At 60.0% G+C, this 20,585-nt stretch carries 14 protein-coding genes and 1 pseudogene; 5 read left to right on the top strand and 10 right to left on the bottom strand.

Annotated elements, in window-relative coordinates; genetic code table 11:
• Positions 1-2: 2 nt before the first annotated feature.
• A complete protein-coding gene (locus ALO80_RS28200) occupies positions 3-1,550 on the bottom strand; it encodes an McrB family protein (protein WP_055011349.1) in 1,548 nt (515 codons plus the stop codon).
• Positions 1,551-2,206: 656 nt separating this feature from the next.
• On the opposite strand from ALO80_RS28200, the gene ALO80_RS28195 reads away from it, so the two are divergent.
• Complete coding sequence (locus ALO80_RS28195) at positions 2,207-2,782, top strand: BRO-N domain-containing protein (protein WP_055011348.1); 576 nt, start codon at positions 2,207-2,209, stop codon at positions 2,780-2,782.
• Positions 2,783-2,833: 51 nt separating this feature from the next.
• Here the strand turns inward: ALO80_RS28195 and ALO80_RS28190 are convergent, their stop codons facing one another.
• From ALO80_RS28190 to ALO80_RS32755, 5 genes and pseudogenes are all read right to left on the bottom strand, one after another.
• Positions 2,834-3,124 carry a DUF2059 domain-containing protein gene (locus ALO80_RS28190; protein ID WP_055011347.1) on the bottom strand — a complete coding sequence of 97 codons (291 nt, stop codon included), beginning with the start codon at positions 3,122-3,124 and terminating at the stop codon, positions 2,834-2,836.
• A gap of 393 nt (positions 3,125-3,517) precedes the next feature.
• Positions 3,518-6,634 carry an autotransporter serine protease gene (locus tag ALO80_RS28185; protein WP_055011346.1) on the bottom strand — a complete coding sequence of 1,039 codons (3,117 nt, stop codon included), beginning with the start codon at positions 6,632-6,634 and terminating at the stop codon, positions 3,518-3,520.
• Between the two features lie 94 nt (positions 6,635-6,728).
• Positions 6,729-9,734 carry an autotransporter serine peptidase EprS gene (eprS, locus tag ALO80_RS28180; RefSeq protein ID WP_055011345.1) on the bottom strand — a complete coding sequence of 1,002 codons (3,006 nt, stop codon included), beginning with the start codon at positions 9,732-9,734 and terminating at the stop codon, positions 6,729-6,731.
• 523 nt (positions 9,735-10,257) lie between these two features.
• A complete protein-coding gene (locus ALO80_RS28175) occupies positions 10,258-11,292 on the bottom strand; it encodes a methyl-accepting chemotaxis protein (RefSeq protein ID WP_428842118.1) in 1,035 nt (344 codons plus the stop codon).
• A 249-nt stretch (positions 11,293-11,541) separates the two neighbouring features.
• A pseudogene (locus ALO80_RS32755) lies at positions 11,542-11,811 on the bottom strand (PAS domain-containing protein); the annotation flags it as partial.
• 260 nt (positions 11,812-12,071) lie between these two features.
• On the opposite strand from ALO80_RS32755, the gene ALO80_RS28170 reads away from it, so the two are divergent.
• A complete protein-coding gene (locus ALO80_RS28170; protein WP_055011343.1) occupies positions 12,072-12,422 on the top strand; it encodes a topoisomerase DNA-binding C4 zinc finger domain-containing protein in 351 nt (116 codons plus the stop codon).
• A gap of 36 nt (positions 12,423-12,458) precedes the next feature.
• On the opposite strand, the gene ALO80_RS28165 is transcribed toward ALO80_RS28170, so the two are convergent.
• From ALO80_RS28165 to recQ, 3 genes are all read right to left on the bottom strand, one after another.
• Positions 12,459-14,657 carry a FimV/HubP family polar landmark protein gene (locus ALO80_RS28165; protein WP_055011342.1) on the bottom strand — a complete coding sequence of 733 codons (2,199 nt, stop codon included), beginning with the start codon at positions 14,655-14,657 and terminating at the stop codon, positions 12,459-12,461.
• A gap of 95 nt (positions 14,658-14,752) precedes the next feature.
• Complete coding sequence (locus ALO80_RS28160; protein WP_054984328.1) at positions 14,753-15,187, bottom strand: MarR family transcriptional regulator; 435 nt, start codon at positions 15,185-15,187, stop codon at positions 14,753-14,755.
• A 93-nt stretch (positions 15,188-15,280) separates the two neighbouring features.
• Positions 15,281-17,410: a DNA helicase RecQ gene (gene recQ / locus ALO80_RS28155; protein WP_055004841.1), complete on the bottom strand. Its 2,130-nt coding sequence runs from the start codon at positions 17,408-17,410 to the stop codon at positions 15,281-15,283.
• A gap of 176 nt (positions 17,411-17,586) precedes the next feature.
• On the opposite strand from recQ, the gene ALO80_RS28150 reads away from it, so the two are divergent.
• From ALO80_RS28150 to ALO80_RS28140, 3 genes are all read left to right on the top strand, one after another.
• A complete protein-coding gene (locus ALO80_RS28150; protein WP_055004842.1) occupies positions 17,587-18,174 on the top strand; it encodes a UPF0149 family protein in 588 nt (195 codons plus the stop codon).
• Positions 18,175-18,184: 10 nt separating this feature from the next.
• Positions 18,185-18,586: a YbaN family protein gene (locus tag ALO80_RS28145; RefSeq protein WP_055004843.1), complete on the top strand. Its 402-nt coding sequence runs from the start codon at positions 18,185-18,187 to the stop codon at positions 18,584-18,586.
• Between the two features lie 170 nt (positions 18,587-18,756).
• A complete protein-coding gene (locus ALO80_RS28140) occupies positions 18,757-18,999 on the top strand; it encodes a hypothetical protein (RefSeq protein ID WP_144434260.1) in 243 nt (80 codons plus the stop codon).
• Between the two features lie 52 nt (positions 19,000-19,051).
• On the opposite strand, the gene pap is transcribed toward ALO80_RS28140, so the two are convergent.
• A complete protein-coding gene (gene pap / locus ALO80_RS28135) occupies positions 19,052-20,548 on the bottom strand; it encodes a polyphosphate:AMP phosphotransferase (protein WP_054984323.1) in 1,497 nt (498 codons plus the stop codon).
• Positions 20,549-20,585: the final 37 nt, after the last annotated feature.

Here is a 20,585-nt window from a genome sequence, read left to right as displayed (position 1 = left end):
CCCTACTGCTCGCTGAGAAACTTAACGATCTTGCGTCCGAGGCTTCGCGTATTCAGCTCGCTACCCGACGCGGACGTAATGGAGATGCCGTGCTTGCTCGCAAGTTCGCGCAACAGCGGCTTCGCGGGCTTAATGTGCTGACCTCCGCGATACACATCGATGCGACCATCGGCAGACTGCCTTATATCTACCCCATCCGTTCTAACGTCCTTAGCTTCCAGCGGCGCACCTACCTTTAGGTTGTGATCAATCACACCAAGATACGATTCAATCCTCTGGAACGCTGGCAGATTCAGCTCCCAACGTTCATTGCTCTGGCCAACCGTGACCGTATCCCCAAACAACGAAATGAGGTCTTGGCTCGGCTGAATCAGAAAACTATTTTCCGGAGCTTTGCGTTGGTCGTTGAGAACCCACTGGATGCGCTGCCAATCTTCGAAGAAATACTCCTGAAGCAGTGGCAGGATTTGTTCGCGGAAAATACCTTCCAACCGCGCCAACGTAGGCTCATCTTTGAGCGGCATAAAGTAAGCGTGGCCAAGGCAGTGGTCTCGATCAAGCAGGGCCGCTATGCGTTGATTCATCACGCTGAGCAATTCGTCGATGGCGATGCCATCAACTTCCACTTCATCAAGCAACTCTGGATTAGGCGGGACTTCGATGAAGGTGAAGCGACGACGCAGGGCGATGTCCAGCGCGGCCAAGGATCGGTCAGCCGTGTTCATGGTGCCGATCAAGTGGATATTGCCGGGGATGCTGAAGCGCTCCTTCGAGTAGGGCATCATGACCTCGAGAGCCTCTGATGCGCCCGCACGCTTGGAGGGTTCGATGAGGGTGATCAGCTCGCCGAAGATGCGCGAGACGTTGCCTCGGTTGATCTCATCAATGATGAGCACTTTTGGCCGTTCACTCTGAGCGACCTTTGACGTCCGGAAATCTTCATTTCGCTTGCCGAGCATGTGTTCAATCAATACGGGAACGATATTACGATAACCTTTGACCAAGTAAGGATCATGAGTAGAGTTCGGTAGTTTTTCCTCCCAATTACCTGTGCTCAAATCATTAACACTCAGTACTCCTTGAGAAACGTCATCAGCCAGAGCACTAAGTAAACTCATAGCAAGGCCAAATTTTTTGCCTTTTGGCTTTTCTAACTCAAGAATATCGTCATTTGCTCGAATTACCTTATAGCCCGTGCCGTAGCGATCACCGACCTTGAATGCACGGTACTTTCCGCTCAGTTCAGTCGCAACTGACTCGCAAAGGCTCTTGAAGACGCCAGATACCACTTCGTAACGGATCTGACCTTGCTCGTCAGTTGTAGCGCGTAGCCCTTCGACAAAATCTTCATAGCTAAAGCTCTGATGAAAGGTCACAAAGCGCACGTCGCCTGCTGCGAGCAGTTCGTCGAAACGAGCCTTCAGCGCTGATCGGCTACCAGCATTTTTAGCAAGAAAAGGCTGATCAAGGATCTGCAACGTCGCTTCGACTGTGGCGTAGGTTTTCCCCGTACCGGGCGGACCGAAGAAAATCTGATTGAGCGAAGGCATTGCCGAACGTCCTTGTAGGAAAAGTCCGACAACAGTATCTAGATTGCCAGCATGGGTAAAGCGAAGCGTCGGTGGCGTCGTGTTTATGTGGCTGCCTTGAGACTGCGACGCGGAGCGTCGCGAACTGTATTCCCACGCGGAGCGCTCATCGTTATACACAAGTCCGCTTTTGATTCTGGCCGAGGGCCGTAAGAGCGACCGGGGCGGCGATCCGCATTGTTCGCGAAAGGGCCGGATAGTCGCCGAAAATGCAGCGCCTAAAACATCGTCTTCGCGAACAAGTTCGCTCCCACGCCCTACGGGCAGAAGCCTGAATGTCCCCATTTGCGGGCTCTTCAGGACTTGTGTCTAACGATGAGCGCGGAGCGTTGGAACGATATGGGTTGCTGAGATCCGATGCACGCCTGAAAGATCGGAAACCCCTGACAGCCTCACCCTCCCCAGTCCGATATCTAAATATCGCTACCCCCCGTATCGTATGCGCCGGTGCCTAAGAAACGCCCAACGTAGACACAATGAGTTCAAGCATTAGCCACAGATTCCAGTCGTTCTGACTGAACGGGAATCTCGGCTTTGCTGAGCCACTCAGTTGGGATTTCTTACGCCCGCTCTACGTTGGTCTTTAACGTTATTTCAGCTCATACGTAGAGGTCAGCATGTTAAGCAATCTATTCCGGGGCAGTGCTCGTGAGGCACACGAGGATTTTACCGGTTTCACCCCACCCCCCTTCCACCGCCACAACCGCCCACTCCTCGCCCTCCTCCTCGAAAACCAACCCTGGTTCAGCGCCCGCGATCTGGGTCGCATGATTGGCTGGCCTTTGAACGAGCGGACGTTGCGCAAGCTGGACGCTGACCAGCACCGGATGATCACGCTCGATCTGCATGGCAAAGCAGAGCCGGAGTTGATGGTCAGTGAGTCGGGCGCGTACGCGATGATGGTGCATCACTATCACGCGGAGAATCGTGGGTTGCGGCAATGGCTTACCCATGAGGTGGTGCCTGCGTTGCGGGATGGGCAGGTGCCGTTCGATGACTGCACGCCGAACCTGAGCATGCTGCAGTGGCCGGGTTTGTCGGTGAGTATGTTGCACTGGCACAGCGAGCCGTGGATACGGTTGCGGGATATGCCGATGTTGCTGGCGCATCCGCAGATGCAGGTCGACACGCGGCCACGTAGTTTGGACAGGCCCTGGTGGCGGGCGGTTTTGCCCACCTCTCGGTTGAGTTGAATGCGGAGTGATGGCCGTGCCGTGTGGGTGACGGCCATTGCGTCTCGTCGATCAGTCTTTAAGGCGGCGCCGATAGTCGTTGATCATTTCTTTGGTAACGTCTTCCTTGTAGCAAGTCGGTTCCTCACCACCTTCACGGCTATACGCACTGCGCTTGCCGCATCTGCTGCCGTTGCGCGCAGTGTTGTAAGGGCAAGGACAGTTGCCGGAGTAGCTGTCGATGGACTCCTGGATGATGGCTTTGACGATTGAGGCGTCTGTGACCTGGGTTTCTCTGGCCTGTGCGGTGAACGCGCAGAGCAATGCGAGTATGGCGACGAAGCCTATCCCTGTCTTTTTCATGGCTATTCCTTAGCGAGTTCAGACGAGTGTCTGTTGCAAGGTTTTACCATGATGGTAATGAGCCATCAAATTTTGTTTTTTGAGGTGGTTGTTGGGGATTTGGGTTGTTTGAGGAGATATTTTTTAGAGATGTTTGAATAGCCCGATCTTGAGACTCGGTTTGCAGAGGATGTATCGCACGCATAGGTTTTACTGCCGATCCCCGGCAGATCGCGAACAAGTTCGCTCCTACGCCCTGCGGGCAGAAGCGTTGCCCGGTGCGCTTCACGGTATTTGGCCAAAAGCTTGGATTCGTGAGTTATCAGGCAGTGATGGCTTGGATTTGACGCGGAGCGGTGGGCACGCTAGGTGTCTAGAGCCTGCGGGGCGACTACACCCCGCAGGCATCACCCATCAGAACTGCCAATCCAGCGAGAGACCCACACCGTGGGTTTTATCTCGTGCGCCCAGCAAGCCGTTGTAGTCCAGGTTGATGCGTGCGTCCTTGCCCAGTGCCAGGCTGGCGCGGGCGCCGACGACGGCGGCGTCGCGGTCCATTGAGACGCTTTGCACGTTGAAGCTGTTGCCTGCGCTGGCGAAGGCTAGGTGTTGTTCGGACGAGGTGTCGCTCAGGTTGTGCTGCCAGCCGAGGCTGGCGGAGACGTCCAGTTTTTGTGTGTCGTTGAGGTTGAAGCGGTTTCCGGCGCGCATGCCCAGAGTCGAGAGCACGGTGTCGCGGGTGTCGTCACTGCCTTTGAGTGCGGTGGCACCGCCTTTTTCGGTGAAGCTGTCGCTGTCGAAGTGGACGTAAGCCAGGTTGGCGAAGGGCTCCAGTGCCAGCGGTTGCAGGTTCAGGCGGTAGGCGGCCTCGGTGAAGACCTGGCTGGACTGGGCGTCACGTTTGACCTTTTGACGGTCGGAAAACGCGCCGAATTGCAGGTCGCGTTTCACGTCGATGCGGTGCCAGCTGTGCGATGCGCCTGCGGTGAGGCGAAGTGCGCCCTGTTCGTGGCCGATGTAGGCACCCAAGTGGTAGCTGTCTGCCGAGGCCCGCGAGTGGGTGTCGTCGCCCAGGCTCAGCGAGGTGTCGCTGTAACCTGCCATCGCGCCCAAGCGGGTGTGCTCGCTGATCGGGCCGTCCACACCGGCAAGCAAGCCGCCCAACGATGAGATCGAGCTGGCGCTGTCGCTGCTGCCACTGTTTTTGCCCCAGGCACCCAGCGCTTTGACCCACACCGAGTTGTCTTCACTGCCCGGTGCCGGCTGGTCGTACAAACCTTCCACGCGCAAGCGGTCACCTACAGCGTCGCGCAGTTGGCGGCTGTCGTTGATCAATTGTGTGGCGATGGCCGGGTGCACTTCGCCCGATAGTTGGGTGAACGCACGGCGTGCGCTGGCAGTGTCCTGGCTGAGGATGATGCTCTCGTAGACCGAGTTGCCCGCATTCAGTTGCTCGATGGCCTGGGCCACGCTGCGTTGGTTGTCGGTTTGTGCGGCGCTGGCGAAGCTGTCGCCGTTACGGGCAAGGGCCAGTGTCACGCCGCTGCCGGTGTAAGCCAGGTTGCCGTCCAGAAAGGCATAGTTATCGGTCACCGAACCGAACTGACCCTGAATGCCACCCGCCGCTTGTAGCACGTTGAACTGCTGACCCAGAACGCTGCTGGTCTGGTTGTTACCAAGCAGTGCGACGTTGTCGTTTTCCAGAGACAGGGCCATGTTCGCGCCGCTCACGGTTGCAGTGCCGCCCGCCACGATGCGGTCGCTGGCGGTGGGTGAGAATTCGACCGCATAGGTCGAGCCCGGCGCCAGGTTGAGGTCGCCCGCCACTTGCAGGGTGCCGATGGAGTTGCCCGGCGCGACGGTGCCGCCCTGATTGGCGGTCAGCGATGCGACGCTGCCATTGCCCCCCAGGATGCCGCCGTTGTTGACGGTGACGGCCGAGGCCAGCGAGCCGTTGATGGCCAGGCGTCCTTGATTCACTAGAGTCGGACCGCTGTAGCTGTTGGCACCGCTCAACACCAGCGTGCCGATGCCTTGTTTGGTCAGGCCGCCGTGGCCGGAGATGTCGTTGCTCCACACATCAAGCCCGCATTGCGGCCCGGTGCAGGTGCGTTGGGTCGGTTTGCCGGCATCGACAATCGCACCGACGCCGGGCAAATCGGCAATGAACTGGCTGTCGCCATACGCGCCGTCGATACGAAACTCGGCAGGAATGTCGGCCTCGGTAACGAACATGCTCGGCCCGTTGACCGCTTTGCCGAGGTTGATCATGCCCCAACCATACAGCGCGTCGACGCCCGGTGCGCCGAGGTCAGTGGCGGTGGTTTTCAGTACCTCGGCGACCTGCGCGCCGGTCATGTAGGGGAAGCGCTCCATCAGCACTGCCATGCTGCCTGCGACGTGGGGCGCGGCCATCGAGGTGCCGTTCTTGTTGGCCCAGCCGACGGTCAGGTCTGCAAGGCTGGTGCCGTTGAGGACCGAGCTGTAGATGCGCGTGCCCGGTGCCGAGACGCAGAAGCTGGCGGTGTAGCCGCAGCGCGAGGAGAAGGTGCTCAGCGTATACGGCGTGGTCGCAGCGGCGGCAGTGTCGGGGTTTTGTTGCAGCGCAGCGACAGTCAGCCAGTTGGGGGCGATGTCCGGTACGAAATAGCCGAGCCCGGCCATCGCGTCGGGGTTGTTGAGGTTGTAGTCGTTACCTGCGGCGAAGAGGGTCACAACACCACTGCGCGCTGCGTCGATTGCGCCTTGATACGCGCCACCCGGACGCGTACCGAGGATCTGACTGATCTGATCGAACTGCACTTGTGCGTCCTGCACGGTGAAGTGCGGGAAGGCCGGGTCGCGACCGCCTTTGCTGAAACGGTCGGTGATGCCGATGCCCCAGCTGTTGTTGATGACCCGCGCGCCGCTGCTGACCAGCGCATTCCAGCCCGCTTGATACACCGCGCCGTCGTTGCCCAGCACAATGCCGTCTTCCGGGCCTGGGTCGCCGTTATCGGCGCTGATGATTTGCGCGTTGTAGGCCACGCCGTGCATCGGCCCGCCATCACGGTCGCCACCGGCGATGCCGCCCACGTGGGTGCCGTGGTTACCGAGTTTGCCACCGGAGTCCAGGGTCGGCGCGCCGTCGTAGCGGAAGGCGTCGCCCGCCTTCACCGGGATGTACGGGTCGGTGTATTCGCGAATGCCGCTGGTGACCAGATTGACCACCTTGTTGGCGCTGGAGAACTCCGGGTGCGGGGCATAGACCGGCTGGTCGAAGATGCCCAGTTTGATGCCTTTGCCACTGTAGCCAGCGGCGTAAGCCTGATCGGCGTTGATCGCGCCCAGGCCCCAGTCGGCGTTGAATTCGGCACTGCGCCAGCTGGCCGCATTGCCCGCCTGCCCTGCTTCCACATAAGGTGCGGCATGAGCCACGCCGAGTGTCGCCAGGTAGCAGGCGAGCGCGCCGCAGGAGGCACGGTTGATGGCCCGAATGGCCTGACCGAGGGGTTTGACAGAGGTGTGTCGGGTGGTGAATGCATCTTTCATCAAGCTACCGTCCTTAGTTAACGCGCACGAATCTCCGCGCGCATGCATCGGCATGCGCGTCGTTCTTTCGGTTGGGGGTTGGGTACTGCCGGGGTTAGAACTGCCAGTTAAGGCTCAGGCCGACGCCGTGACTGTTCTCACGACTGGCCAGTTGGCCGCTGTAATCGAGGCTGATCCTCGCGTCCTTGCTCAGCGCAACGCTGGCGTGGGCGCCGACCAGCGCGGCGTCACGGACCAGTGGCGAGCTTTCGATACCGAAACTGCCACCACCCGAGGCAAATGCCAGGTGCTGCTCGGAGTCGATGTCGCTCAGATTGTGCTGCCAGCCGAGGCTGCCCGACAGGTCGACCTTCTGCCGTTCGGTGATCGCGATGGTTTTCAACGCCCGTAAGCCGAGGGTGCTCAGCACCGCATCGCGGTTATCGCTACCGGCAGACAGCGCTGCCGCGTCGCCTTTCTCGGTGAAGCTGTCGGTATTGAGGTGGACGTAGGCCAGGTTGGCGAACGGCTCGAGGGTCGCAGGCTGCAAGTGGATGCGGTACGCCGCCTCGGTGAACACTTGCGTGCTCTGCGCGTCGTTTCTGGTTTTCTCCTTGCCCGCTGCGCCGCCGACCTGCACGTCGCGTTGCGCATCGATGCGATGCCAGCTGTGCGCGCCGCCGAGGGCCAGGCGCAGTGCGCCGATTTCGTGGCCGATGTAAGCACCCAGATGGTAGCTGTCCACCGAAGCCCGCGAATGCGTGCCCGAGCCCATGTTCAACGAGCTGTCGCTGTAACCCGCGACAACGCCCAGGCGCGTGTCGTCGGCAATGTTGCCATCGACCCCGGCAAGCAGCCCGCCAATCGAGGTGGTGTAACCGGCGGTATCGTCACGCGAGTCGGTTTTGCCCCAGGCACCCAATGCCTTGAGCCAGACATTGTCTTGGGCAGCGGTGTTGCCATCGGTGCCGAACACGCTCGACCCCAGACGCTCACCCACTGCATCACGGACCTGACGGCTGTCATTGATCAGCACACTGCCGATGGCCGGGTAGATCTCGCCGGACAGTTGCTGAAAGCTGTCTCGGGCAGCAGCTGCGTTCTGGGTGAGCAACAGGTTTTCATACACCGCATTGCCTGCGCCGAGTTGTTCGGCGGCAGTCGCCACAGCAGCCTGGTTGGGGGTTTGCGCCACGCTGTTGAAAGCGGACGTTTGCTCGACATTAAGCACGACGCCGGTGGCTGCGTAGTCGAGTCGACCACCCAGAAACGCGTAGTTTGAAGTCACTGAACCGAACTGGCCGTTCACACCACTGGCGGCTTGCAGCACGTTGTACTGCCGGTTTACGACGCTTTGTATCGGTGCAGAACTCAAGGCCACCGGCGTCGCGTTCTCCAGCGCCAGGGTCATGTTTGCGCCTGACACCGTTGCGCTGCCGGTGGCGACGATGCGGTCACTGGCCGTCGATGAAAGCTCCACGGCATAGGTCGACCCCGGCTCAAGGGCGACATCGCCATTGACCTGCAACGTACCGATGGAATTGCCCGGCGCGACGATACCGCCGCTGCCCGCCGTCAGTCCGCCGATCTGGCCATTGCCACCCAGTGTGCCGCCGGCGTTGACCTGCACGGCTGAGACCAGCGAGCCGTTGACTGACAGCACTCCGCCGTTGACCAGTGTGTCGCCCCGGTAGGTGTTGGTGCCTTCAAGAATCAGGCGGCCTGCACCTGACTTGATCAGGCTGCCCTGATACTGGCGTTGCGCAGCCGCGGCGGCACGAGCGGTGCCGGTGGCGTAATCGGCCTGATCCTGCTGGCTGGCGGTGCTGGCAACACCGTTCTGCCAGCCTTTGCTGATCAGCGTCTGCTGCCATGCGGCTTGCTCCACGGTGTCCTCGGCCTGACGCTGGATCAGCGCCTGATCGGAAATATTGTTACTCCACACATCAGTCAGACCCGCGCCCAGATTGGCGTCGAAGGTGCCGAGCAATTGGCCGGGACCGCGCATTGCCCGCTCAAGATCGGCCACGCCCCAGCCAACGCTGCTGGTCGGTGCCTGAGTAATCGAGCCATCGAGCTGGGTGGCGGTGGTCAGCAATACCTGCAGCGCCTGCTCGTTGTTCATATACGGGAAGCGCTCCATGACCAGCGCCAAGGCACCGGTAGCATGCGGTGCAGACATCGAAGTGCCTGACTTGATGCCGTAGCCGCCGCCAGGCACGGTGCCGTTGATCAACCGCCCCGGCATGGTGATGCACCAGTATCTGGACAGACCGCACTGGTTGTAACGCTGGCCGTTGCTGCTGTCGAGGCCCGACACGGCCAGCCAGTGGCCTTCGAGGTCTGGCTCGAAATACGGCAGCGACGCCCGGACGCTGGCATTGGCGTACCCGGTGTTACCTGCGCTGAACACGTTGATCACGCCCTTGCGCGAGACGTTCGCCGCTTCGTCCAGCCAGGTGCCGCGGTTGTAGTGCTGGGCATAAGCAGCGCGCACGCCCGCCTCGGTGGCGTAGGTGACGTCGGACGGCTGGCTGCCCCAGCTGTTGTTGATGGCGCGTACGCCGGCATCAGCCAGTGCGCCGTACACCGCCTTGAAATACTGCGGGTCCGGGCTCGGGCCGAACAGGAAACTGTCGTTCTGGTTGGTGTTGCCGACGTAGACCTGCGCGTTGTACGCCACACCGTGCACGCCGACACCGTCACGGGCCGCGCCCATGGTGCCGGTGACGTGGGTGCCGTGGGTATCGTTGTTCGGGTTGATGGCACCCGTGACGCTGAAGGGCGAACCGTCAACGTAGGTGCCGCTGGCAGTGACCGCGTGATAGCGGGACGGCGTGGCTTCCGGATGGGAAGGGTCGAAACCCGAGTCCAGCGCACCGATCCTGACGCCTGCGCCAGTGATACCGGCGGCATAAGCGTGGTCAGCCTGAATGCGACCCAGGCCCCAGTCACTCTGGAATTCTGCCGAGCGCCAACTGGCAGCATCGCCCGCTTTGCCTTGCTCGACATAGTCTGCGTATGCAGAACAGCCGACTGTAAAAGACAACGCACACAGCGCGCCGCTTGCTACAGGTTTAAACGAATAACGGACAGCACCCGAACGCTTGGACTTTCGCATCCCTGCACACCTGATAATGGTCGGCTCTTCATTGAGCGATTCCAGAACATAGTCCGCAGTTATGCACTTGGCAACCGTTTTATTTCAATTCTGATACAAGTTTAAGGACATAAGAATAATGCATCACTGGATATATAGCTCAGTGATATCCGATTGAATCTATTGAGTTTGTTTTGTTTTTTGATATGGAGAAAACTGAATTGAGTAGTGGCTATTTAGTTGCACTGCACCTTCTTTTATTCAGTTTTTAGCCGACACCTTCAGCAACTTCAGTTAAGAGACTTATTTATTCAGACAACAGAACAATTGTCCGACAATCACTGACAGTTACCTGAATGGAGTCTGCCTGACTGCAAACAGATGATGCAGAGCGTCATGAACTGCATGCCCACGCGGAGCGATGGGCACGCTAGGTGGTGGGGTCGGGATTTGTGTAAACACACGCAGGCTTAATACCCCGACTCTCGTTACCACGCTCCGCGTGGTAACGCCGCTCCGGACGCTCTGCGTCGCCTGCGCATGCTTAGCGACTGAATCGCTCGGCAAGGCTGTGCAGGTACTGCGCCATTTCTTCCAGTTCGCCACTGATCTGAGAGCCTTGTTGCGCCTGGCTGGCGCTCTCGTCGCAGAGTTGCGCGATACGGGTGATCTGCTGGCTGATGTTTTCCGCGACGTGGCTCTGCTCTTCGGACGCCGAGGCCATTTGCTGGCTCATGCCGGTGATGCGCGTCACCGACTGGCTGATGCCGTCCAGAGCCTTCTGCACCGCTTCGACGCTGGCAACGCTTTCCTGAGAGATCTGCTCACCTTTGCTGGCGGTCTGTACCGCACGGTCGGCACCGTCACGCAACGAGGTGATGATCTGCTGGATCTGCTCGGTCGAGGACTGTGTGCGAGAAGCCAGCGAGCGAACCTCGTCGGCCACCACTGCAAAGCCACGCCCCTGCTCACCGGCGCGCGCCGCTTCGATGGCTGCGTTGAGCGCCAGCAGATTGGTCTGTTGGGCGATGGAGGTGATCACGTCGACCACGCTGCCAATCGACTGAGTGGCGCTGGCCAGCTCACCCACAGCGTTGCCGATGTCAGTAACCGAGTTGGCCATGTGCCGAATCGCCAGCAGGCTTTCGTCGGCCAGACCACGGCCTTGTTGCGCCAGCTTGTCGGCTTCTTCGGCAGCGTGGGCGGTGTTCTGTACGTTGTGGGTCACTTCCTGAATGGTCGCTGCCATCTGATTGATGGCCGTGGCCGATTGATCCGCCTCGCTGCGCTGCTGATCCAGCGACTCGGCCTGACGCAGGGACAACTGCGCTGACCGCCCGGCATGCTGACGCACGCTTTCGCCGGTGTCCGCAAGACGCGTCAACGCGGTTTGCAGGCGCGCTTCTTCACTGAGCATGGCCAGGTCGAGCTGCGCCTGTGGGCCACGGTTGTCGCTATAGGTCAGTGCAACCAGCGCGCTGGTGAACGCCTTGGGGTGTTCTTCAAGGGTCTTGCGAATGCTGTTGCGATGACGCACTTCCAGAAAACCACCCAGCACAATCAATACAATCGGAATCATGATGATCGAGGCCAGGTCATCCAGCAGATAAACCCCGACCGCCAGCGCAAGCGCACACAGGATCATCGGCAACTGACGAATCAGGTGATAGGCCGCGGAGCGGGTTGTCGACACTGCCGATTTACCGGCACGCAATCGCGCATATAACGCTTCTGCCCGGCGAACCTGGTCGCGGGTCGGCAACGAGCGAACGGACTCGTAGCCAACGACACGGCCATTTTCGTACACCGCTGTCACGTAGGCACTGACCCAGTAATAGTCGCCCTGCTTGGAGCGGTTCTTGACCACGCCCATCCACGGCTTGCCCTGCTTGATGGTCTCCCACATATGGGCGAACACCGAAGCAGGCATGTCCGGATGGCGCACGAGGTTATGCGGCTGCCCGATCAGTTCTTCGCGGGTAAAGCCGCTCAGCGTGACGAAGGCGTCGTTGCAGTAAGTGATGTGGCTGTTCAGGTCGGTGGTGGAGATGAGGCGTTCAGATGCCGGAAAAGTCCGTTCAGTCTGCGTGATGGGCATGTTGACGCGCATTAAGAATTCACTCCGTGATAATGCTTGATATGCCGGGCGTGTATTGAAGGTGTAGCACACCTTTCAAGATGACATCCGGCAGTCCTCGTGCCCTGTTATCGCCCACAAAAGACAGGGCTTTAGCGTCAGGCGGGCGTTAAACCGATTGCGGCCCGGCAGGCGGGCATGATTGTGTGCAGGGATTTGCTTCGTAACCAGGATGTCTGCACCATGCCGCCCCTGAACGCGACACGACTCAAGGCATCCTGATGGCACGCAAAACGACCTCTGCTCTGGCGGCACTCATCCGCACCTTTCGCAGGCTATTGACGAGAGTTGCCGGCAAGGCAAGGGATCAGCAAGCGCAGACGCTGCCCGGCGAACCCGCAGCGCACTCGCCGCCGCTGCGAAAGCCTGTCGAGACCGGAGCCGTCAAACGCCCGGAAAAGCCTCGCAAACCTGCTCAACCGAAACCGGTAGCAAAGCCCACACCACCCGCGTGCCCGCACTGCAAGAAACCGATGGTGATCAAGGTTGCGCGCACCGGCAAGAATGCCGGTGAGTTCTGGGGTTGTGTGGCGTATCCGCAATGCCGCGGGATCCGACCGATCTTTCGTTAGCTAAACGCAAGACCGGTCCCCTTCAAAAACACCGGTTCAGCTGATACCCGCCAGCAGCTCACGCGCCATGCGCCGATGCTCTTCGTCGGACTCGGCAATGACCTGTTGCAGGATTTCACGAGCCGACTCGAGATCGCCCTCCTCGATCAGCACCTGCGCCTGATTGATCTGGCTGAGCGGTGGTTCTTCAAGGTCCAGCAGGTCGAACTCTGCGTCATCGCTCATGAAGCTGTCGAGGAAGTCGTCGCTCAGGTCGTCAACGGCCGCTGGCGCTACCACTTCGATCGGCTCAATGACATCGGGCTCGGAAAAATCGCTGAGGAACTGCTCATCCGAGAGTTCGAAGACTTCCGGCAGTTGAGTCAGGTCCGAAGAGAAACCGGGATCGACCTCGGCAGGCGCAGGCTCCGCAACCGCTGGCTTGGGCCGTGGCGGCGGACTGTCGAATGGATCGACCAGATCCCAGTCGGCGTCCATCGACAGGTCATCCAGGTTCAACTGAAACTCATCGGCGTGCTGCGGATTCAGTGCCGCTGCAGCCGTTTCATCCAGCTGCGCCGCGGGTTCAGGCTCCAGGTCGGGTTGCAGGTAGGCAGCCGGCTCAGGCTCGGTCTTCTCGAAAGACACCGCAGCAGCCGCAGCCGCAACCACCGGAATGACAGGCGTCGCAGGCGCAACTTCGGCGGCCTTGAGTTGTGGAAAACGGTCGCGGATGTCCTGAATGGTCTGCGGGTCGACACCATGCTCCAGCGCGGATTGCTCTTCACGCACGAAACCGCTGCCGTCCCCCTGCTCCGCCAGCAATTCCAGCAAACGGATGCGAATGTCATCGCGCTCGGGCTGCTTTTCCAGGGCGCTGCGCAGAATGCCCATCGCCTCGGTAAACCGTCCGTAAGCGATGTAAATACTGACGCCGTCCAGCGCATCCGGAACAGCACCAGCCGGACGTTGCGCAGCCGCTGCCTTGGCGGGTGCCGGTGTCGGTGGCGTCTGGGGCACAGGCTGCGGCGCGACGGCAGGCACTTCGAACACCGGAAGCATGGCCGCCTGAGCAGGCTTGATCAGTTGATCGTCCGCGGCAGAAGCGGCAAAAGCAGGCGCAGCGGACTGTTTGCGCTGGCGTCGTCTCGAATAAACCAACGCGGCAAGCAGAAGCATAATCAACACGACAGCGAGCAAGATCGGCAGGCTCAGGAATGAATCGCTACTCGGCGTAACAGCGACAGAGGGCTGCACAGGAGTGGCTGGCGGCGTTGCAGGTGCGGCAGGTCGGGCGGCGGATTGCGCAGCGGCAAGATCACTGCGCAACGCGGTAATCTGCTTGTCCTTGCCGCTCATCTGCTCTTGCAGTTCCTGAGTCTGGGCCTTGAGCGCTTCCAGCGATTGAACCAGTTGCTGGTTTTCGATGGCCGCCGCCGACAGCTGCTCGGCGGTGCGCTGCAGCTCGGCAGGCTGGGGTGGCGGAGCAGCCGGGCTGGCAGCCGCCGCCGCAGCGGTTGGCAAGACAGCGGAGTCGGGCAGCAACAGGTCCTGGCCGACTTTCAGCCCGGCACCGGCACCCGCTGCGAACACCTGCGGATTGAGCAGACGAATACCGTCTGCCAACTGGCTTGCCGAAACCTTGTTGCCTGGCCCCTGCAAACGGCTGGCAATTCCGTTCAGCGTATCGCCATTGGCGACTGTGTAATGCTTACCCTGCACGGCAGCCGGTGGCGCGACCGGCATGCGGCTTTCCTGTGCGGAAGTCGTCGTTCGCTGGGAATTGCGGCTGCGCGTAGCGGCCAGTCCCTGCGCCGACGTGGCAGGATCGAGCAGCAGGGTGTACTCGTGCAGCAAGTCGCCATTCGGACGCGTCAGCTGGACGAGAAAGCTCAGGTAAGGTTCGGTAACAGGTTTGCTGGAAACCACCCGGATGACGCCGCGATCACCTCGCAGCACAGGGGTGAAGCGCAGGTCATTGAGAAAGAACACCCGCTCTATGCCTGCCTTGGCAAAAGCCTCGGGTGAAGCGAGCCGGGCGACAACGTCTTCGTTGCTGAGACCGCCGGTCTCCAGCAGCTGGATCTCGGCATTCAACGGCTGATTAAGCGCTGAGTGCAAAGTGATTTCACCCAGGCCCAACGCTGACGCCAGCGTAGAGCAGGTCAGCAATGACGCCGCCATGACGCTTTTGCAAAAAACCGCGCACGCCCTGCGACCTGCACCTTCGACAGCAGCCAGTGAACTCTTCAGCATGCGAACCCTTATGGAAACCACAGCAGGCTTCTCACGTAATCAGATGGACTTCAGTATCCGTTGCACGATTATGGTTGAGAATGCCCGGCTTCGTCTCAGGATCTTTCCAGATTGGCCAGAATCTGCGAATGCACACGCATGCTGACGCGCAAATCTTCTTCGCTCACGCCCTCGAACAGCTCGATACGCAACACATTGGCGATGGTTTCAATCTTTTCGATCAGGGGCAATGCGGTCTCGCTAAGCAGGATCTTTTTTGCACGTCGGTCTTCGACCACTGCCTGACGCTGGACCAGGCCCTGTTTTTCAAGGCTGTCGAGCAAACGCGCCAGGGTCGGTCCTTCAACCCCCACACTCTGCGCCAGCTCGCGCTGGGTGGGCGGCTCGTTGAAGCGGGCAAGGTGCAACAGGACCAGCCAGCGAGCCTGGGACAGACCAAGGTCGGCCAGCCGACGATCCAGCTCGGCGCGCCAGCCCCGGGTGAGGTGTCCGAGTTGCATCCCGAAACGATGTTCATCAGTCAATGGCATAAGGAAACTCATGATTCAAACTAATTATTAGCGAGCTAAGCATGGTCCTTATGTTCAGGCAAGCAAGAGACGGTGACGTTTCGTCGCACGCTGTTATACCTCAAATTCCGATTGCAGCGCCGCTCGCACGCAATACAGAACGCCCTCCGGCACGCGCCCGGCAAACTGCTCGGCAATCGCCGACACCGGGGGCAGTTCTCCTTCGCCATCGAGAAAGGCATCCTGAACCTCGCCCAGCAGGTCTTCCGGCAAATCCAGTGCCTGCTCGATGGACAACTGCTGCTTGCCGATAGCCTCGGCCAGCAGGGTGTAGACGTTCTTTTCCGAGCACTGCAACTGACCGGCAATCTGCGTCGGTGTCATCCCCGCACGCGCCAGGCTGATCAGCTCGTGCCGCACGTCGGCCACCACCCGTGGTGCCTCGGCCTTCCCACTCAGCACTTCGAGAAAGGCCTCGCCGTAGCGTTCCAGCTTGCGCGCACCCACCCCTCCGACTCTGGCCATCTCGGCCATCGAACCGGGTTTGCTGCGCAGCATTTCCAGCAATGTCGAGTCCGGGAAAATAACGTATGGCGGCACGGCGTGCTCTTCGGCCAGCTTGCGCCGCAACGCGCGCAGGGCTTCCCACTGCTCGCGCTCTTCGCCGCGCACCAACTGGCTGGCCTGGCTGCCGGAACTGCTTCTCGAGGTGGTTTGTGGCTTGAGATCACGTCGCAGTTCCAGAGAAACCTCGCCACGCAACAAAGGGCGGCAGGTGTCGCTCAGCCGCAGGCCGCCATAGCCTTCAAGGTCGATGTCCGCCAGCCCGCGTGCCACCAGCTGGCGAAACAGCGAGCGCCATTCGGCCTCGGTGCGCGCCTTGCCGACGCCGAATACCGACAGATGCTGATGGCCGAAGCTTTCTACCTTGTCGTTGGATTTGCCGAGCAGCACGTCAACCAGATGACCGACCCCATAGCGCTGACCGGTGCGGTAGATGGCAGACAACGCCTGGCGTGCTGGTTCGGTGGCATCCCAGGTCTGCACGCCGTCGACACAGTTGTCGCAATGGCCGCACGGGTTGGGCATGTCTTCGTCGAAATAGGCCAGCAGGGTCTGCCGACGGCAGCGGGTTTCTTCACACAGGGCCAGCATGGCATCGAGCTTGTGCTGCTCCAGCCGCTTGTGACGCTCGTCGCCTTCGGAGTTCTGCAGCATCTGCTTGAGCATCAGCACGTCTTGCAGACCGTAAGCCATCCAGGCATCGGCAGGCAGACCATCACGCCCTGCCCGGCCGGTTTCCTGATAATAGGCCTCAAGCGATTTGGGCAGGTCCATGTGTGCAACAAAGCGCACGTTGGGTTTGTCGATGCCCATGCCGAACGCGATGGTTGCCACCATGATCAGCCCTTCTTCGTTAAGAAAGCGTTTCTGGTTGGCAGCACGGGTTTCGGACGGCAGGCCGGCATGATAGGGCAGCGCCGGATAGCCGTTGTCACTGAGAAATACGGCCACCTCATCGACTTTCTTGCGTGACAGGCAATAGACGATACCCGCATCGCTGCGCCGCTCCGACAGGAATGCCAGCAACTGTTTGCGTGGCTGTTCCTTGGGCACGATGCGGTAGAAGATGTTGGGCCGGTCGAAGCTGGACAGAAAACGCTCGGCGTTTTGCAGGTGCAGCCGAGTGACGATCTCTTCGCGGGTACGCTTGTCGGCAGTGGCCGTCAGCGCGATGCGTGGCACATCCGGGAACAGCTCGGCCAATTGCCCCAGTTGCAGGTATTCGGGGCGGAAGTCATGACCCCATTGCGACACGCAGTGCGCTTCGTCGATGGCAAACAGGGCGATCTTGAGGTTTTGCAGGAACGACAGCATGCGCGGCTGGACAAGACGCTCGGGGGCCAGGTAAAGCATTTTGACTTCACCCAGACGAATGCGGTTGGCCAGATCGCGCTGCTGCTCGGCGCTGAGGGTCGAGTTGAGTGCAGCCGCAGATACGCCCAGTTCATCCAGCGTGGCCACCTGATCGTCCATCAGCGCAATAAGCGGCGACACGACCACACATAGACCGTCGCGCAACAGCCCGGGCACCTGGAAACACAGGGACTTGCCACCACCGGTCGGCATCAGCACCAGTGCATCGCCACCGTTGGCTACACGCTCAATAATGGCACCCTGGCGACCACGAAAGCTGTCGTAACCGAAGATGTCTTTAAGTACGCGTTGTGCCTGCTCAAGCATAAAAACCCCGGAATATCCTGCTGCACTGCAAAACGAGGGAGTATACCCGAGCGCTCGGGAGCAATGGATGACTCGGACATGAGCGGTCGAAATTAACTGCAATTGGCCTGCGCGCTGGCGCCACGGACGCTCAGGGCCTAGAATCCAGCATCGTTTATTTTCAAGGTAGCGCTTCCATGTCCTTCGCTGAGCAACTGACCCGCCTGCAAGTCTTCCTCGATGCAGATGAACTGCACGAAGAAGCACTGGACTACGTGGCCGCTCATGGCTACCTGACCGCCCTGTCCATCTGCTCCGAAGACGTGCCGGAGCGCGAGTGGATCGACGCGCTGTTTTCCGAGCCGCCGCAGTACAGCAGTGAGGCGCAGCAGACAGAAGTCGAAGCCACCCTGATTGCACTGAAGGCGCATATTGCTCGCCAGCTGGCCTCGGACGAAGAGTTCGAGCTGCCGTGCGATCTGGACCTGGGCGACGATCCGGACGACTCGGACCTGCGTGGCTGGTGCATCGGCTTCATGGAAGGCGTGTTCCTGCGTGAAAACGCCTGGTTCGAAAGTGCCGAGGAAGAAGTCAGCGAAATGCTCCTGCCCATCATGGTCGGCTCGGGGCTGTTCGACGAACAGCCGGAATTTGCCGACATCGCTCAGGACGCCAACCTGATGGACGACATGATCGTGCAAATCCCGGAAGCGCTGACCGCCCTGTACCTGCTCTGCCAGGCGCCGGACGAAAAGCCGGCGATCCTCAAGCCCCGTCACCACTGAGCCAGCGCCTATGGCGCAAGACTCACCGCGCACCAGCCGTCATCGCTCGGTGCGCTATCTGCTGATAGCCGTTGGCTGGTTGAGCGTGGTATTGGGCGTCATCGGCATATTCCTGCCTGTGCTGCCCACCACGCCGTTTCTTCTGCTGGCCGCCGCCTGCTTCGCGCGCAGCTCTCCACGCTTCTACGACTGGCTGGTCAATCACCCGCGGCTCGGTCCGTGGATCCGTGACTACCTTGAAGGCAACGGTATCCCGCTCAAGGGCAAGGTATGCGCAATCGGGCTGATGTGGATCAGCATCTCCGTGTCGTGTTACCTGGTGCAACAGCCGTGGGCACGCGCCTTCATGCTGACCAGCGCAGTGCTGGTCAGCGTTTATATTCTCAGGCAAAAGACGCTGCGCAAGCGTTGACCGCGATTGCTGTATCCCGCCTGAAACACGTGTTCTTTTTGCATAACGCCTATGCGAAAACTGTCTGAGGCTTTGTAGAAACTCGCTTAGGCTTCAGTGAAATGCCCTGAATGGATCAAGGCAGATGGTGCGCCATTGTCTGGCTGCTCAGCCTCTTCAGGGAGAAAGTCATGCGTGATCTGAACCCGCTCTACAGCGCAGTCCTTCAGGCAGTGGAAGCCATGTCGCCCGTTGCCGAAGACGCCCGGCAGCCGGACAAGGTGACCCACTCCGGTCAGGACGTACCGGCCCCACATTGCACATCACGCTTGCATCAATGGGTGAATGGTAATTTCCAGGCACCTGATGAGCCGGCAGTCTCTGAAGTGTCCGACGAACCGGCTGCCAGCAGCCCTGCAGATGAGCCGCAATAGGCCTTTCACCCCGCAGTGCATTCAGGAGCCGTCAGCGCGGTTTTGCAATCGATCACTTCTTCTTGTCCCTGGCAAACGCCGCTTCCAGCGCGTCGTTGAGGGTGCGCAGAACCTTGACTCTGGCCCAGCGCTTGTCGTTGGCCTCGATCAATGTCCACGGCGCGATTTCAGTGCTGGTGCGATCCACCATGTCGCCCACCGCCTGGCGGTAGTCTGGCCACTTCTTGCGGTTGCGCCAGTCATCTTCGGTGATCTTGTAGCGCTTGAACGGTATTTTTTCGCGCTCTTGAAAGCGCTCCAGCTGAGTCTGCTGGTCGATGGCCAGCCAGAACTTGACGACCACAATGCCCGCGTCAGTGAGCTGCTCTTCGAAATCGTTGATTTCTGCATACGCGCGCTTCCAGTCGGACTCGCTGCAAAAGCCCTCGACCCGCTCGACCAGCACGCGTCCGTACCAGGAGCGATCGAAGATGGTGAATTTGCCGCGCGCCGGTATCTGTCGCCAGAACCGCCACAGGTAAGGCTGCGCGCGCTCATCCTGTGTAGGAGCAGCGATGGGTACGATAGCGTACTGGCGCGGGTCGAGCGCCGCAGCAACACGGCGTATCGCGCCGCCCTTGCCAGCAGCGTCGTTGCCTTCGAACACTGCTACCAGTGCATGCCTTTTCATGCGTTTGTCACGCATGTTGCCGGACAGACGCGCCTGCTCGGTAATCAGTTGCTGCTGATAGTCATCCTTGCTCAGGTGCAGGCTGAGGTCGAGACTGTCCAGCAATGTCAGTTCGTTGTCGTGAATCGCCAACGGGCCGACTGTCAGCGCGCCGGGTTCAGGCTCGACCTTGTTGATTGCAGCCTGCATGCCTTCCAGCAGCAGGCGTCCGACTGTCAGGCTGCGGTAGTTGGCGTCCACACCCTCAATCACATGCCAGGGCGCATATTCGCGGCTGGTGCGGCGCAACACCCGCTCACCGAAGCGCACGAACTTGTCGTAAGTCCTGGATTGCTGCCAGTCCAGCGGGCTGATGCGCCAGCTGTGCAGCGGATCGTCCTTGAGGGTCTTGAGGCGCAGCTTCATCTGTTTTTTGGACAGGTGAAACCAGAATTTGAAAATCAGCGCGCCTTCATCACACAGCATTTTTTCCAGGCGCTCGGCGCCACTGATGGCCTGATCGAGCACAGCGTCCTTGAAACGGCCGTGGATCCTGCCCTGCAGCATCTGGCTGTACCAGTTGCCAAAGAAAATGCCCATGCGGCCTTTGGCAGGCAGTTGTCGCCAGTAACGCCAGGCGGGTGGATGAGCCAGTTCTTCATCGGTCTGCTGATCGAAAGTGCGTACCTCGATCAGCCGCGGGTCCATCCATTCGTTGAGCAGTTTGACGGTTTCGCCCTTGCCTGCGCCTTCTATGCCGTTGATCAGCACGATGATCTGTCGACCGGCCTGCTCGTGCAGGTCTATCTGCGCCTCGAGCAAGGCCTCGCGCAATTCCGGCAACGCAGCCTCGTAGGTCTCGTCGTCGATGGCGTGACCGATTTCAGCGGATTCAAACATGCACAACTCCTGATTGGGGATGGCTCAGAGAACGCCC

This window comes from Pseudomonas caricapapayae, assembly GCF_001400735.1.
Classification (GTDB): Bacteria; Pseudomonadota; Gammaproteobacteria; order Pseudomonadales; family Pseudomonadaceae; genus Aquipseudomonas; species Aquipseudomonas caricapapayae.
This window is presented reverse-complemented; position numbering and strand designations above follow the sequence as displayed.

What these genes read in the sequence shown, in the direction of transcription:
- ALO80_RS28185 (WP_055011346.1), bottom strand. Translation starts at nt 6,634, where the DNA reads ATGAAAGATGCATTCACCACCCGACACACCTCTGTCAAACCCCTCGGT.
- ALO80_RS28140 (WP_144434260.1), top strand. Translation starts at nt 18,757, where the DNA reads ATGCGTGATCTGAACCCGCTCTACAGCGCAGTCCTTCAGGCAGTGGAA.
- ALO80_RS28200 (WP_055011349.1), bottom strand. Translation starts at nt 1,550, where the DNA reads ATGCCTTCGCTCAATCAGATTTTCTTCGGTCCGCCCGGTACGGGGAAA.
- recQ (WP_055004841.1), bottom strand. Translation starts at nt 17,410, where the DNA reads ATGCTTGAGCAGGCACAACGCGTACTTAAAGACATCTTCGGTTACGAC.
- ALO80_RS28145 (WP_055004843.1), top strand. Translation starts at nt 18,185, where the DNA reads ATGGCGCAAGACTCACCGCGCACCAGCCGTCATCGCTCGGTGCGCTAT.
- ALO80_RS28175 (WP_428842118.1), bottom strand. Translation starts at nt 11,292, where the DNA reads ATGATTCCGATTGTATTGATTGTGCTGGGTGGTTTTCTGGAAGTGCGT.
- ALO80_RS28165 (WP_055011342.1), bottom strand. Translation starts at nt 14,657, where the DNA reads ATGCTGAAGAGTTCACTGGCTGCTGTCGAAGGTGCAGGTCGCAGGGCG.
- pap (WP_054984323.1), bottom strand. Translation starts at nt 20,548, where the DNA reads ATGTTTGAATCCGCTGAAATCGGTCACGCCATCGACGACGAGACCTAC.
- ALO80_RS28170 (WP_055011343.1), top strand. Translation starts at nt 12,072, where the DNA reads ATGGCACGCAAAACGACCTCTGCTCTGGCGGCACTCATCCGCACCTTT.
- ALO80_RS28195 (WP_055011348.1), top strand. Translation starts at nt 2,207, where the DNA reads ATGTTAAGCAATCTATTCCGGGGCAGTGCTCGTGAGGCACACGAGGAT.
- eprS (WP_055011345.1), bottom strand. Translation starts at nt 9,734, where the DNA reads ATGCGAAAGTCCAAGCGTTCGGGTGCTGTCCGTTATTCGTTTAAACCT.
- ALO80_RS28190 (WP_055011347.1), bottom strand. Translation starts at nt 3,124, where the DNA reads ATGAAAAAGACAGGGATAGGCTTCGTCGCCATACTCGCATTGCTCTGC.
- ALO80_RS28160 (WP_054984328.1), bottom strand. Translation starts at nt 15,187, where the DNA reads ATGCCATTGACTGATGAACATCGTTTCGGGATGCAACTCGGACACCTC.
- ALO80_RS28150 (WP_055004842.1), top strand. Translation starts at nt 17,587, where the DNA reads ATGTCCTTCGCTGAGCAACTGACCCGCCTGCAAGTCTTCCTCGATGCA.